At 71.9% G+C, this 13,084-nt stretch carries 12 protein-coding genes; 1 reads left to right on the top strand and 11 read right to left on the bottom strand.

Going from position 1 to position 13,084, the window contains the following annotated elements; all coding sequences use genetic code 11:
- Positions 1 to 68: 68 nt before the first annotated feature.
- The 5 genes from rplS to rpsP all read right to left on the bottom strand — a co-directional run bounded on the left by rplS (position 69) and on the right by rpsP (position 2,814).
- Positions 69 to 428: a 50S ribosomal protein L19 gene (gene rplS, locus ACFRCG_RS27660; protein ID WP_078975236.1), complete on the bottom strand. Its 360-nt coding sequence runs from the start codon at positions 426 to 428 to the stop codon at positions 69 to 71.
- Positions 429 to 582: 154 nt separating this feature from the next.
- Entirely contained in the window at positions 583 to 1,401 is an 819-nt protein-coding gene (trmD, locus tag ACFRCG_RS27665; protein WP_380036308.1) for a tRNA (guanosine(37)-N1)-methyltransferase TrmD, read from the bottom strand.
- On the bottom strand, positions 1,398 to 1,967 hold the full coding sequence (rimM, locus tag ACFRCG_RS27670; RefSeq protein ID WP_380036310.1) for a ribosome maturation factor RimM: 570 nt from the start codon (positions 1,965 to 1,967) through the stop codon (positions 1,398 to 1,400). The genes trmD and rimM overlap by 4 nt, the downstream gene beginning before the upstream one ends.
- Before the next feature lie 137 nt (positions 1,968 to 2,104).
- Complete coding sequence (locus ACFRCG_RS27675; RefSeq protein ID WP_020553237.1) at positions 2,105 to 2,344, bottom strand: RNA-binding protein; 240 nt, start codon at positions 2,342 to 2,344, stop codon at positions 2,105 to 2,107.
- A 2-nt stretch (positions 2,345 to 2,346) separates the two neighbouring features.
- Positions 2,347 to 2,814: a 30S ribosomal protein S16 gene (gene rpsP, locus ACFRCG_RS27680; protein ID WP_078975239.1), complete on the bottom strand. Its 468-nt coding sequence runs from the start codon at positions 2,812 to 2,814 to the stop codon at positions 2,347 to 2,349.
- 267 nt (positions 2,815 to 3,081) lie between these two features.
- Here rpsP and ACFRCG_RS27685 point away from each other — a divergent pair, with 267 nt between their 5' ends.
- On the top strand, positions 3,082 to 4,788 hold the full coding sequence (locus ACFRCG_RS27685) for a proline--tRNA ligase (RefSeq protein ID WP_380036312.1): 1,707 nt from the start codon (positions 3,082 to 3,084) through the stop codon (positions 4,786 to 4,788).
- Positions 4,789 to 4,870: 82 nt separating this feature from the next.
- On the opposite strand, the gene ACFRCG_RS27690 is transcribed toward ACFRCG_RS27685, so the two are convergent.
- The 6 genes from ACFRCG_RS27690 to ACFRCG_RS27715 form a co-directional block, all read right to left on the bottom strand.
- The gene (locus tag ACFRCG_RS27690) at positions 4,871 to 6,589 is read right to left on the bottom strand and encodes an alkyl sulfatase dimerization domain-containing protein (protein WP_380036314.1); all 1,719 of its coding nucleotides are present in this window, start codon (positions 6,587 to 6,589) and stop codon (positions 4,871 to 4,873) included.
- A gap of 26 nt (positions 6,590 to 6,615) precedes the next feature.
- Positions 6,616 to 7,179: a GNAT family N-acetyltransferase gene (locus tag ACFRCG_RS27695; protein ID WP_380036316.1), complete on the bottom strand. Its 564-nt coding sequence runs from the start codon at positions 7,177 to 7,179 to the stop codon at positions 6,616 to 6,618.
- Between the two features lie 106 nt (positions 7,180 to 7,285).
- Entirely contained in the window at positions 7,286 to 8,854 is a 1,569-nt protein-coding gene (gene ffh / locus ACFRCG_RS27700; protein ID WP_380036318.1) for a signal recognition particle protein, read from the bottom strand.
- A gap of 113 nt (positions 8,855 to 8,967) precedes the next feature.
- A complete protein-coding gene (locus ACFRCG_RS27705) occupies positions 8,968 to 11,337 on the bottom strand; it encodes a [protein-PII] uridylyltransferase (RefSeq protein ID WP_380036320.1) in 2,370 nt (789 codons plus the stop codon).
- A gap of 88 nt (positions 11,338 to 11,425) precedes the next feature.
- Positions 11,426 to 11,764, bottom strand: a complete 339-nt coding sequence (locus tag ACFRCG_RS27710) for a P-II family nitrogen regulator (RefSeq protein WP_078975244.1) — start codon at positions 11,762 to 11,764, stop codon at positions 11,426 to 11,428.
- Positions 11,761 to 13,074, bottom strand: coding sequence for an ammonium transporter (locus ACFRCG_RS27715; protein WP_379995275.1), 1,314 nt, complete (start codon positions 13,072 to 13,074; stop codon positions 11,761 to 11,763). The genes ACFRCG_RS27710 and ACFRCG_RS27715 overlap by 4 nt, the downstream gene beginning before the upstream one ends.
- Positions 13,075 to 13,084 lie beyond the last annotated feature (10 nt).

Consider the following 13,084-nt stretch of genomic DNA (forward strand, 5'->3'; position numbering starts at 1 on the left):
CATCACGAACGAGCGTAGCGTCCGGGTCGGCTCGCCATGGGCGAGGCACCCCGGGTGTGGCGCACGGGTCAGCGCGTCGGACGGTCCGAGCGCTTCTCCTTGATCTTCGCGGCCTTGCCGCGCAGGTCACGCATGTAGTAGAGCTTCGCGCGACGCACGGCGCCGCGGGTGACCAGCTCGATCTTCTCGATCACCGGGGTGTGCACCGGGAAGGTGCGCTCCACGCCGACGCCGTAGCTGACCTTGCGGACCGTGAAGGTCTCGCGGACGCCGTCGCCCTGGCGACGCAGCACGAAGCCCTGGAAGACCTGGACGCGGGACTTGTTGCCTTCGATGACGCGCACGTGCACCTTGAGGGTGTCACCGGGGCGGAAGTCCGGGACGTCGTCCCGCAGGGATGCGGCATCGATGTGGTCGAGCTTGTTCATCTCGCGTCGCTTTCTCGGGGGTGCCACAGGTCACCCACGGGGATTCGTGGTTACGAAAGGGGGGTCGCCGGTCCCGAATGGCGCTCCCCCTGTGGCAGGGGTGCCGTCCGGCTCCCGGGGAACCCGGTCCGGATCGGGACATGGCAACAGCGTCTCAGTCTGCCACAGGTGGGTCGCCCCGATGAAACCGGCCGTCCCGCTCGACCCAGCCCAGCTCGGCGAGCAGCGCCCGGTCCTTCTTGTCCACCGCCGCGGGATCTATCCGGCCGATCAGATCGGGCCGGTGGGCCGAGGTCCGGCGCAGCGCCTCGTCCCGCCGCCAGCGGGCGATCGCGCCGTGGTTCCCGGACACCGTGATCGGCGGCACCTCGCGCCCGCGCCACTCGGCGGGCTTGGTGTATACCGGCCCCTCCAGGAGGTTGGCCATCGCGCCCGGCGCGAACGAGTCGTCCCGGTGCGATTCCGCGTTGCCCAGCACTCCCGGCAGCAGCCGCGCCACCGCCTCGACGATGACCAGCACGGCCACCTCGCCGCCCGCGAGCACGTAGTCGCCGATGGACACCTCGTCCACCCGCATCCGGGTCGCCGCCTCGTCCAGGACCCGCCGGTCGATGCCCTCGTACCGGGCGGGCGCGAACAGCAGCCACGGCTCCGCGGCCAGTTCGACCGCGAGGTCCTGGGTGAACGGCCGGCCCGACGGCGTGGGCACGATCATCCGGGGTACCGGGGCCGCCGCGCTCTCGCCCTGCTCCAGCACGGCGTCCAGCGCGAGCCCCCACGGCTCGGGCTTCATCACCATGCCGGGGCCGCCGCCGTACGGGGTGTCGTCGACGGTCTTGTGCACGTCGTACGTCCAGTCCCGGAGCTGGTGCAGGTGCACGTCCAGCAGGCCCTTGGCGCACGCCTTGCCGACCAGCGAGACGTCGAGCGGGGCCAGGTATTCGGGAAAGATGGTGACGACGTCGATCCTCACGACGGGTCCTCTGACGTGTCGCCCTCCGCCGGGTCCGGCACCGCGAGCACCGCGTCCTGCGCGTCGAGCAGGCCCGGCGGCGGGGTGATCACCGCGCGCTGATTCTCCAGGTCGATCTCCGGCACGATCTGCTGGACGAACGGGATCATCACCTCGCGCCCGTCCGCCCGGCGGACCATGAGCAGGTCCTGCGAGGGCAGGTGGGCCACCTCGGTGATCTCGCCGACCGCCTCGCCGTCGGCGGTGACCACGTCCAGGCCGATCAGCTGATGGTCGTAGAACTCCTCGGGATCCTCGGGGAGTTCGTCCGGGTCGATCTCGGCGATCAGCAGCGTGTTGCGCAGCGCCTCGGCGCCGCTGCGGGTGGTCACACCCTCGATGCTCAGCAGCAGTCGACCGCTGTGCACCCGACCGTCGGCGATGGTCAGCGGACCGACCGACGGCGGGTCGGTCATCAGCACCGCTCCGGGCGCGAGCCGCAGTTCGGGCTCGTCGGTACGGACCTCGACGGTCACCTGGCCCTTGATGCCGTGTGCCTTGCCGATACGGCCGACCACAAGCTGCACCTGCGACTCCTCAATCTCTGCCCGGAAACCCGGAAACTCCTGGAACCCGATGGCCCGAGCACCGGAAATGCCAAGAAGCTGCCCGGCGGATGTGACTCCGCCGGGCAGCTCCCGGTTGGACGTGATGTCCGGGTACGTCAGCGAACCTGGTCGACGTCGACGAGGTCGACGCGGACTCCCCGGCCGCCGAGCGCGGTCACGACGGTACGCAGCGCACGCGCGGTGCGGCCACCTCGCCCGATGACCTTCCCGAGGTCTTCGGGGTGGACCCGGACCTCGAGAATGCGACCGCGGCGAAGATTACGCGCCCGTACCTTGACCTCGTCCGGATGCTCGACGATGCCCTTGACCAAGTGTTCGAGGGCTTCCTCGAGCACGGTCAGCCCTCGTTAGCGGCGGTCTCGGCGGCGGCTTCGCCCTCGGCGGCCGGAGTCTCGGTCTCGGCGGCGGCCTCGACCTTCTTCTCCTTCTTGGCCTTCGGCGTGGTGGCGCCGTCCTTGGGCTCGTCCATCGCCTCGCGGGCGGCGGCCTCGAAGAGCGACTTCTTGTCGGCCTTCTCCGCGGCGACCAGGAGCGGGGCCGGGGCCGGCTCGCCCTTGTACTTCTGCCAGTCGCCGGTCAGCTTGAGGATGTGCGCGACGGGCTCGGTCGGCTGCGCGCCGACGCCCAGCCAGTAGAGCGCACGCTCGGAGTCGACCTCGATACGCGAGGGGTTCTCCATCGGGTGGTAGATACCGATCTCCTCGATCGCCCGACCGTCACGCTTGGTGCGGGCGTCGGCGACGACGATGCGGTAGTGGGGCGAACGGATCTTGCCCAGGCGCTTCAGCTTGATCTTGACTGCCACGAGAGTGGTGTCTCCTGCATCTTGACGTGGGTGAACAGCCGGCGTTCACGTGGGGACATGAGGCTCGGCTGATCGTGGACACGGTAAGCATGCGGAGAGAGGGTCCGGCAATGCCCCGGGTACTCAGCTCGCCATTCTGCCAGACTTCCGGGCGCCGACCAAAGCCGGGGCGAGGACCGGGGGAAAACCCGGGTGGTCGCACCTCGCGCGGCTTTTAGAATGCAGGTCGCACGCCCTTCCCCCTAGTCGTTAGGTCGCCACGGTCTCATGCGTTGGTCCGAACTGTACGTACCCACTCTCCGTCAGGACCCCGCCGACGCCGACGCGGTCAGCCACCGTCTGCTCGTGCGCGCGGGCTACATCCGGCAGCTGATGGCCGGCCACTACTCGCTGCTGCCGCTCGCGGTGCGGGTGCGCGCGAAGGTGGTGCGGATCATCCGCGAGGAGATGGACCGGATCGGCGCGCAGGAGATGATCCTGCCGACCATGCATCCGGCCGAGATCTGGCAGAGGAGCGGTCGCTGGGAGGTCATGGGCGACGAGATGTTCCGGCTCAAGGACCGCAAGGGCACCGACCTGGCCCTGGGCATGACGCACGAGGAGATCTTCACGACCCTCGCGCTCGAACTCAGCTCCTACCGCGACCTGCCGCAGACCTGGTACCAGTTCCAGACCAAGTTCCGGGACGAGCCGAGGCCCAAGAGCGGCCTGATCCGGGTGCGCGAGTTCACCATGAAGGACTCGTACAGCTTCGACCTGGACGCCGAGGGGCTGGACCGTTCGTTCGAGGCGCACCGGCAGGCGTACGTCCGCATCTTCCAGCGGCTGAACATCCCCGCGATCGCGGTGCAGGCGTCCAGCGGCACGATGGGCGGCAGCGGCTCGACCGAGTTCATGTGCCCGTCGGCGGCCGGCGAGGACCTGGTCGTGCACTGTCCGAACTGCGACTACGCGGCCAACGTGGAGAAGGCCACGTCCACGCTCGCGGCGATCGAGGACGGCCCGGGGCTCGACGCGCCGGAGCGGTTCGACACCCCCGGCGTCAAGACCATCGAGAACCTGACCAGGGCGCACGGCGTCGCGGCCGACCGGCAGATCAAGACGCTGGTCTACATGGTCGGCGGGCAGCTCACGCTGGCCCTGCTGCGCGGGGACCACGCGCTGGTCGAGCAGAAGCTGATCGACACCACCGGCTCCAACGACGTGCGCCCGGCCACGCCGGACGAGATCAAGGCCGCGCTCGGCGCGTACCCGGGCAGCCTGGGCGGGGTCGGCGTGACCGACCTGCCGATCCTGGCCGACGAGGCGCTGCGCGGTCGCCGGGACATGGTCACCGGCGCCAACGTGGACAAGATGCACGTGCGCGGCGTGGACGTCGAGCGGGACATCGCGGTGGGTCGCTGGGTGGACCTGCGCGAGGTGGTGGCCGGCGAGCCGTGCCCGAAGTGCGGCACCGGCCTGGAGGTCGAGCAGACGGTCGAGATCGGCCACATCTTCAAGCTCGGCGACAAGTACACCGATGTGCTCGGGGTGAACGTGCTCGGCGCGGACGGTGAGCGGATCACCCCGGTCATGGGTAGCTACGGCATCGGCGTCGAGCGCGCGATGGCCGCGATGGTCGAGACGCACCACGACAGGAACGGCATCGTGTGGCCGGTCGCGGTGGCGCCGTTCGAGGTCGCGGTCGCGCTGCTCGACGTCGAGGACGAGAAGTCGCGCACCACCGCCGAGGAGATCTACGCGGAACTGCGGCGGCAGCGGGTGGACACGATCCTGGACGACCGCGCCGAGCGCCCCGGGGTGAAGTTCAAGGACATCGAACTGGTCGGCATCCCGTTCCGGGTGACCGTCGGCGCCCGCAGCCTGGCCGAGGGCAACGTGGAGATCGTCTCGCGCGCGAGCGGCGAGAAGGCCCTGGTCCCGGTCGCCGAGGCGGTCGAGTACGTACGCAAGCTGGTCCTCGACGCGAGCTGACCCCCTCGCGTGAACCCCGAGCGCCCCCGCCGAACACACCCGGCGGGGGCGCTCGTCGCCCTCCGGCGGGGGCGCGGATCGGTCAGCGCAGCGTCAACTCGGTGGGCCTGCGCGGCTGGAGCGGGTCGAACAGGTCGAGCAGGGCCGCCGCCTCCGCCGCGCCGCCGCGAATCGCCCGGGCGTCCCCGCCGGCCAGCGCGCCGCGCAGATCGGTCCGGCCCAGATGCAGCGACTCCACGGTCTCGCGCGGCAGTTCGAGCACCACGGCGGCGTCCGCCGGAATCTCCCGCAGGAAGCGGGCCACACCGCGATGGATGTGCAGCGCCACCTCCTCCTCGCCGTGCACGCCGCCGAGCACCCGCCAGCCGAGCACGGTGTCCACCTCCAGCGCCTCCTCCGCACGCAGCCGGGTGGTGTACAGCTCGATCAGCCAGGCCGCCGGGATCCGGGCGACCAGGTCCCTGGGCGCGAAGACCGCGGCGAAGTTGATCAGCGGCAGGATCGGCTGGATCCGGTCCTCCAGCTCGTCCGCGCTGGTCAGGTACCAGTTGCGCCAGTTGACGTTGAGCTGGGCATAGCCGAGTCGGCGAAACGCGGCGGCCTTGACCGCCCGCGCGTCCGTGTCCTCGCGGTCGATCCGGGTCAGGTGGGTGGCCAGCTCGGCCGCCCACTGGTACTCGCCCGCCTCGTACGCCTCGGTCGCCGCGCCGAGCACCCGCTCCCGGCCGCCCATCAGCGCCACCGTCCGGCGCGCGTGTTCGGCCCGGGGCAGCGGATCCAGGTCCACCGGATCGCCGCCGAACCAGCCGAGGTAGCCGAAGAAGATCTGCCGCACGGTGTGCTTGACGGTGCCGTAGTACTCCCGCGCGTACGGCGCGTACGAGGCCAGGTGCTCGGGCAGTTCGATCGTCTCGGCCAACTCGTCCGGGGTCAGCCCCTCGTTCATCCGGCGCACGGTCTGGTCGTGGATGTACTGGATGCAGTCCCGCTCCACGGCCAGCACCTCGGCGACCCGGTCCGCCCCCGACACCGGTTGCCCGTGGCTGGGGATCAGGTGCGCGGCCCCGTGTGCGCGCAGCGCGTCGATGCTGCGCACCCACTGCATCGGGTCGCGGTAGCGGCACCCGCGCAGGGTGTGGATGTTGGGCAGGGTCGGCCCCTGGATGGTGTCGCCGCACAGCAGCACGTCGCTGTCCGGCAGGTACACGCTGATCGCGTCGTCGGTCTCGCCGGGATTGTGGAACAGCCGCAGCCGCACCCCCGCGACCTCGGTCTCCAGCGCGTCCCCCACCAGCACGGTGGGCATCACGAACGACGGCGTGCCCACCCCGGCGTGCGGGCCGACCGCGTCGTTGACGCCCTCGGTGTCCGAGGGGCCGAGGAGGTTGCCGAGCGAGTACACCGAGCGCAGGCCCATGATGTGCAGCGTGGGCCCGGACTGGTCGGTGAGCGCGGCCAGGAAGGTCCGGTGCGCGTACACGTCCACGTCGGGCGTCGCGGCCCAGTGGCTCAGCCCGTTCACATGGTCGGGGTGGTGGTGGGTGACCACCACGGCCCGCACCGGGGCCCGGGGGTCGCGCAGTTGCGGTCGCAGTTCGGCCTCGATCACCGCGGCCAGGTCCGCCCCGCTGCCGGTGTCGACCACCACCAGGCCCTCGGGGCCCTCGATCACCGCGGCGTTGGCCGAGGACCAGCCCACGGCGACGTGCACGTGTCCCGCCACGGTGTATACGTGCTTGGCGAAGTGCGCGGTGTGCGCGGCGAGTTCTGGATGAACGGCAGGCTCGACCTCGTACGTCATGGGCGGGCAGCCTGCCATGTCCGGCCCTACGAGGGAAGAATGGTCTTCTCCGCGCCCGGCCACTCCTCGGCGGTCAGGGCGAAGCGCTCGTGGTCGCGCCAGGCGTCGTTGATGAACAACATGCGCGGGGTGAAGCCCTCGTAGCGAAAGCCCATGCGGCGCGCGAGCGCGATCGAACCGTCGTTGCCCGGCTGTACGTTGATCTCCAGGCGGTGCAGCGCGAGGCCGTCCGCGGCGAACACCCGATCGATCACCAGGGCCAGCGCCTCGGTCATCCGCCCGGTGCCCGCGTAGGGCGTGTAGGCGTCGTAGCCGAGCGTCGCGTTGCAAAAGCGCGCCCGCACGATGTTCGAGACGTTGATCCGGCCGGCCAGGCCGCGCTCGGCGAGGTCGATCGCCAAGAACGTGCGGAAGGTGTCGCCCTGGCGGCGGATCAGGTCCGGCAGGTCGTTCGGATCGGCCGGGTTCCAGCGGGAGATGTGCTCGGAGCGGCGGATCGCCTCGGCGGAGGCGGCCGCGTCGGCCCCGGTCGGCGGTCGCACGCCCACCCGGCACCCCTGCACGGTGTACAGGTCCATGGCCCCCGTCATCTCCATCCTCGCCTCGTCGTCCGAGCGGGTCGGGACCGCACCCGCGGGTGTGCCGCGACGTGGTGCGCCCACGTCGCGGCCCCGGCCCGCCGGTCGTACCCCGCCGCTACTTCTGCCCCGGCGGCAGGAAGTTCTTGAACTCGTCGGGCAGTTCGAAGTCGGCCGCGCCGCCCGCGCCGTTGCCGGCCGGCAGCCCGAACGGGTTGGCGGCGCGCTCCTCGCGCCGAGCCGCCTCGGCCGCCGCCTCCTGCTTGCGCTTCATCGGGTTGCCCGACTGGCGCTTGCCCTTGGCCTGCTTGGGCGCCTTGCCCTTCTTCTTGCCGGCGCCGCCGCCCATGCCCGGGATGCCGGGCATCCCCGGCATGCCGCCGCCCTTGGCCATCTGGCCCATCATCTTGCGAGCCTCGACGAACCGCTCGATCAGGTTGTTGACCGCGTTGACCTCGGTGCCGGCGCCCTTGGCGATGCGCGCCCGGCGCGAGCCGTTGAGGATCTTCACGTCGGCCCGCTCGGCCGGCGTCATCGACTTGATGATCGCCGCGACCCGGTCCAGGTCGCGGTCGTCGATGTTGTCGATCTGGTCCTTCATCGCGCCCATGCCGGGCAGCATGCCGAGCAGCTTCGAGATCGAGCCGAGCTTCTTGACCTGCTCCATCTGCTGGAGGAAGTCCTCCAGGGTGAAGTTGTTGCCGCCGCCGTGCAGCTTCTCCGCGGCCTTGAGCGCGAGGTCCTGGTCGTACTTGGCCTCGGCGATCTCGATCAGGCTGAGCATGTCGCCCATGCCCAGGATGCGCGAGGCCATCCGGTCGGGGTGGAACGCGTCGAAGTCCTCGAGCTTTTCCCCGCTGGAGGCGAACATGATCTGCCGGCCGGTCACCGAGGCGACCGACAGGGCCGCACCACCGCGCGCGTCGCCGTCGAGCTTGGAGAGCACCACGCCGTCGAAGCCGACGCCGTCGAGGAACGCCTGCGCGGTGACCACCGCGTCCTGGCCGATCATCGCGTCGACGACGAACAGGATCTCGTCCGGCTTGACCGCGTCGCGGATGTCGGCGGCCTGCCGCATCATCTCGGCGTCGATGCCGAGCCGGCCGGCGGTGTCGACGACGACCACGTCGTACTGCTTGGTCTTGGCGAACTCGATCGAGTCGCGGGCCACCTTGACCGGGTCGCCCACACCGTTGCCGGGCTCGGGCGCGTAGACCGCGACGCCCGCGCGCTCGGCGACCACGGAGAGCTGGTTGACCGCGTTCGGGCGCTGGAGGTCGCAGGCGACCAGGAGCGGCTGGTGCTTCTGCGCCTTGAGCCACTTGCCCAGCTTGCCCGCGAGCGTGGTCTTGCCCGCGCCCTGGAGGCCGGCGAGCATGATCACCGTGGGGCCGGACTTGGCGAAGCGCAGCCGGCGGGTCTCGCCGCCGAGGATCCCGACCAGTTCCTCGTTGACGATCTTGACGATCTGCTGGGCCGGGTTGAGCGCGCCCGACACCTCGGCGCCGCGGGCGCGTTCCTTGACCCGGGCGATGAACTCGCGGACCACCGGGAGCGCCACGTCGGCCTCGAGGAGGGCGACCCGGATCTCGCGGGCGGTGGCGTCGATGTCGGCTTCGGAGAGCCGCCCCTTGCCGCGAAGGTTCTTGAAGGTCGCTGCGAGGCGGTCGGAGAGAGTGTCGAACACGTCGGCAGAGGTCCTTCGTCAGATACGGGTGGTGTCGGGCCCAGCCTAACCGCCCACCGGGCGGTCGTGACGGGGGCACGCGTCCCGGTTCCGCCGGCCGCGGGCCCGAGCGGTCACGGCGCCAGCGCCTTCTCCAGGGTCCTGGCCAGGCCGCGGGCCTCGGCGGCGGCCAGCGGCGCGCCGTCGGGGTCGACCACGTAGAAGGCGTCCACCGCGTCCGCGCCGTGGGTACCCACCCGGGCCTGCCGGACGCTGACGTGCGCGTCGGCGAGGGCCTGCCCGATCCGGTGCAGCAGGCCGGGGCTGTCGGGCGCGCGTACCTCCAGGACGGTCGCGGTCGCGGACGCGTCGGGGATCACCTCGACCCGGGCGGGGGCGCGCGGGGCGCCGCGCCGGGGCGGGTAGGCGGCCTCGCGTTTGGCCAGCCGGGCGGCCACGTCGAGCCCCCCGTCCAGGGCCTTGCGCACGTCCTCGCGCAGCGCCGCCGGGTCGGGCAGCCGGCCGAACTCGGTCTCCACCGTCCATACCGTGACGCCGAGCGCGTCGACGACGTCGATCGCGGCCGCGCGCACGGTGAGCCGGTGCAGCGCGAGCACGCCCGCCGCCAGCGCCAGCAGGCCGACCCGGTCGGCGGCGGCGATGGTCACCTCGGCGCCGAACGGCAGCGGCTCCAGGCGCACCACCGGCAGGTCGCCGAAGACCTCGGCGAGCACGATCCGCTCGGCCGGCAGCGCGAGCGCCGCCGGTGCGGGGCGGCCGGCGAACACCGCCCTGGTCCGGGCGACGAGGTCCCGGACCAGGGCGTCCCGCCAGTCGCTCCACGCGGCGGGTCCGGTGGCGGCGGCGTCGGCCTCGGTGAGCGCGTGGAGCAGTTCGAGGGTTTCCACGCTGCCCACCGCCTCGGCGAACGCCGCCACGGTGGTCGGGTCGTCCAGGTCGCGCCGGGTCGCGGTGTCCACCAGGAGCAGGTGGTGGCGCACCAGCGTGCCGATCACGTCCACGTCGTCCTTGGCGAAGCCCATCCGCGTGGCCGCCTCGCGCGCGATCACCTCGCCGCTCACGCTGTGGTCGCCGGGCCAGCCCTTGCCGATGTCGTGCAGCAGCGCGGCCACCAGGAGCAGGTCGGGCCGGGCCACCCGGCGGGTGTGCGCGGCGGCCTCGACCGCGGTCTCGATCAGGTGCCGGTCGACCGTGAAGCGGTGTACGGCGTTGCGCTGCGGCCGGCAGCGCACCCGCTCCCAGTCCGGCAGCAACCGGGTGATCAGCCGCCGCGACTCCAGCGCCTCCCAGACCGGCAGCACGTCGCGCCCGGCGCCGATCAGCGCCACGAACGCCTCGCGCGCGTCGGCCGGCCACGGATCGCTCGGCGGCGGGCACTCGTTCGCCAGCCGGTCCACGGTGTGCCGCGACAGCGGCAATCCGGCCCGGGCCGCGGCGGCCGCGGCGCGCAGCAGCAGGACCGGATCCGTGGCGGGCCGGGCGGCCTGGGCGAGCACCACCTCGCCGGCGTGCTCGACCACGCCCTCGGCCAGCGGCGTACGGGCGGACACCCCGGTGCGCGCCCGGCGCAACCGGCGCAGCCCCGCGCCCGCCTCGCGCGCGGCCAGCACCCGGGAGACCTCGCGCCAGGTCACATCGCCGGCGTAGGCCAGCGCCCGGGCCGCCTCGGAGACCCGGCGCAGCAGGGTGTCCGCGTCGAGCAGGCCGAGCCGGCGGGCCACCGCGTCCTGTTCCTGGAGCAGCAGCCGGTCCGCGCCGCGCCCGGTGACCAGGTGCAGCGCGTCGCGCACGTCGAGCAGGGTGGCGCGGGCGGCGTCCACCTCCTCGTGCGGGGCGTCCGCGATCCAGGAGGCGGAGATCGCGCGCAGGGCGGTGGCGTCGCGCAGCCCGCCGCGGGCCTCCTTGAGGTCGGGTTCGAGCAGGAAGGCGACCTCGCCGTGGCGTTCCGCGCGCTCGCGGCCGGCCCGGTGCAGTTCGGGCAGCCGCTCGACCGCTGCGGCGCGCCACGCGGTGAACATCGTCGTGCGCAGCGCGGCGGTGGGTTCGGGGTCGCCGGCGATGTGCCGGATGTCGAGCAGGCCGGTCTGTACCCGCAGGTCGTCGGCGGCGGCCCGGCGGGCCTCGTCGGGGGTGCGCACCGAGTGGTCGAGGGCGATGCCCGCGTCCCAGACCGGGTACCAGATCGCCTCGGCGAGTTCGGCGACGCCGGCGCGGCCGTCGTGCAGCAGGACCACGTCGAGGTCGCTGCCCGGGGACAACTCCCGGCGGCCGTAGCCGCCGACGGCGACCAGGGCCACGCCCTGCGGTGGGGCGCCGGCGGCGGTGAACAATTCGGTCAGCCAGCGGTCGGTCAGCGCGCAGAGCGCCTGCCGGCGGGCGGCGCCGGCGGGCCCGGCCGGATCGGCCAGGAGGTCGTCCCGGGCCCGGGTGTAGCGCGAGCCGGCGGTCGGTTCCATGGTGACTGCTCCCTCGTTCACGGGCATCGGCGCGCGCCGCGCGCTCGACCCGAAAAGGTCGATGGCCGGACCCGTTCCCGAGCACGCGCTTCGGGGCGGGACCGGCCATCGGGTCCTACAGGGCTTCCGGGCCGCGTTCGCCGGTGCGGACCCGGACCACGCTGTCCACGGGGACGATCCACGCCTTGCCGTCGCCGATCTTGCCGGTGCGGGCGGCCTTGACCAGGACTTCGAGCAGTTCCTCGGCGTCCTCGTCGTCGGCGAGCACCTCGATGCGGACCTTGGGCACGAGGTCGACCTGGTACTCGGCGCCCCGGTAGACCTCGGTGTGGCCGCGCTGCCGGCCGTAGCCGCTCGCCTCGGTCACGGTCAGGCCGTGCACGCCGAACGCCTGGAGGGCGTTCTTGACGTCGTCGAGCCGGTGCGGCTTGATCACCGCCGTGATGAGCTTCACGCGTCCACCTTCGTGTCGGCGGGTGCCGCGGCACCCGCGCCGGTAGCGGTGCCGATGCCCGCCGTCGGTCGGGTGGAACCGCCGAGAGCGGCGAAGTCGTACCCGGTCTCGGCGTGCTCGACCCGGTCGATGCCGGCCACCTCGTCGTCCTCGGACACCCGGAAGCCGATGGTCTTGTGAATGACCGTGCCCAGGATGTACGTGACCACGAAGGAGTAACCGAGGACGGCACCGACGCCGATCAGCTGCTTGCCCAGCTGGTCGAAGCCCCCACCGTAGAACAGGCCCTTCGCGTCGCTCTGGACGTGGCCGGTGGCCAGCAGGCCGGGGGCGAGCGAGCCGATGATGCCGCCGACCAGGTGCACGCCGACCACATCGAGCGAATCGTCGTAGCCGAGCCGGTACTTCAGGCCCACCGCCCACGCGCAGACCGCGCCCGCGACCACGCCGAGCGCGATCGAGCCGAGCGGGCTGAGCGCGCCGCACGCGGGAGTGATGGCGACCAGGCCGGCCACCGCGCCGGAGGCGGCGCCGAGCGTGGTCAGGTGTCCGTCGCGGATCTTCTCCAGGAACAGCCAGCCGAGCATCGCCGCGGCGGTGGCGATCTGGGTGTTGATCAGGGCTCGTCCGGTGACGCCGTCGGCGGCCAGCCAGGAGCCGGCGTTGAAGCCGAACCAGCCGAACCACAGCAGCCCGGCGCCGATCATCACCAGCGGCAGGTTGTGCGGGCGCATCGGGTCGCGCTTGAAGCCGACCCGCTTGCCGATCACCAGGACCAGGGCCAGTGCCGCGATGCCCGCGTTGATGTGTACGGCGGTGCCGCCGGCGAAGTCGATCACGCCCTTCTCGAACAACCAGCCGTCCGCGGCCCAGACCCAGTGCGCGACGGGGAAGTAGACCAGGGTGACCCAGAACGCGACGAACAGGGCCCAGGCGGTGAACTTGGTGCGGTCCGCGACGGCGCCGCTGATCAGCGCGGGGGTGATGATCGCGAACATCAGCTGGAAGGCCGCGAACACCGTGACCGGGATCGTGTAGCCGTCCCACAGTTCCGCGACTCCGATGTCGCGCATGCCGTACCAGTCGAGGTTGCCCACCACTCCGCCGAAGGCGTCCGTGGAGAACGTCATGGAAAACCCGTAGAGCACCCACAGCACCGTCACGACAGCCAGGCAGATGAAGCTCATCATCAACATGTTCAGGACGCTCTTCACGCGGACCATGCCGCCGTAGAAGAACGCCAGCCCGGGCGTCATGAGCATCACCAGTGCGGCGCTCAGGAGTACGAATGCGGTGTTACCCGTGTCCATACTCTGCCTC

The organism is Embleya sp. NPDC056575, from assembly GCF_042793325.1.
Lineage (GTDB): Bacteria > Actinomycetota > Actinomycetes > Streptomycetales > Streptomycetaceae > Embleya.

Excerpts from the sequence above, each read along its gene's own strand:
- ACFRCG_RS27695 (WP_380036316.1), bottom strand. The coding sequence starts at position 7,179 with ATGACGGGGGCCATGGACCTGTACACCGTGCAGGGGTGCCGGGTGGGC.
- ACFRCG_RS27705 (WP_380036320.1), bottom strand. The coding sequence starts at position 11,337 with ATGCCCGTGAACGAGGGAGCAGTCACCATGGAACCGACCGCCGGCTCG.
- rplS (WP_078975236.1), bottom strand. The coding sequence starts at position 428 with ATGAACAAGCTCGACCACATCGATGCCGCATCCCTGCGGGACGACGTC.
- ACFRCG_RS27685 (WP_380036312.1), top strand. The coding sequence starts at position 3,082 with ATGCGTTGGTCCGAACTGTACGTACCCACTCTCCGTCAGGACCCCGCC.
- ACFRCG_RS27715 (WP_379995275.1), bottom strand. The coding sequence starts at position 13,074 with ATGGACACGGGTAACACCGCATTCGTACTCCTGAGCGCCGCACTGGTG.
- ACFRCG_RS27690 (WP_380036314.1), bottom strand. The coding sequence starts at position 6,589 with ATGACGTACGAGGTCGAGCCTGCCGTTCATCCAGAACTCGCCGCGCAC.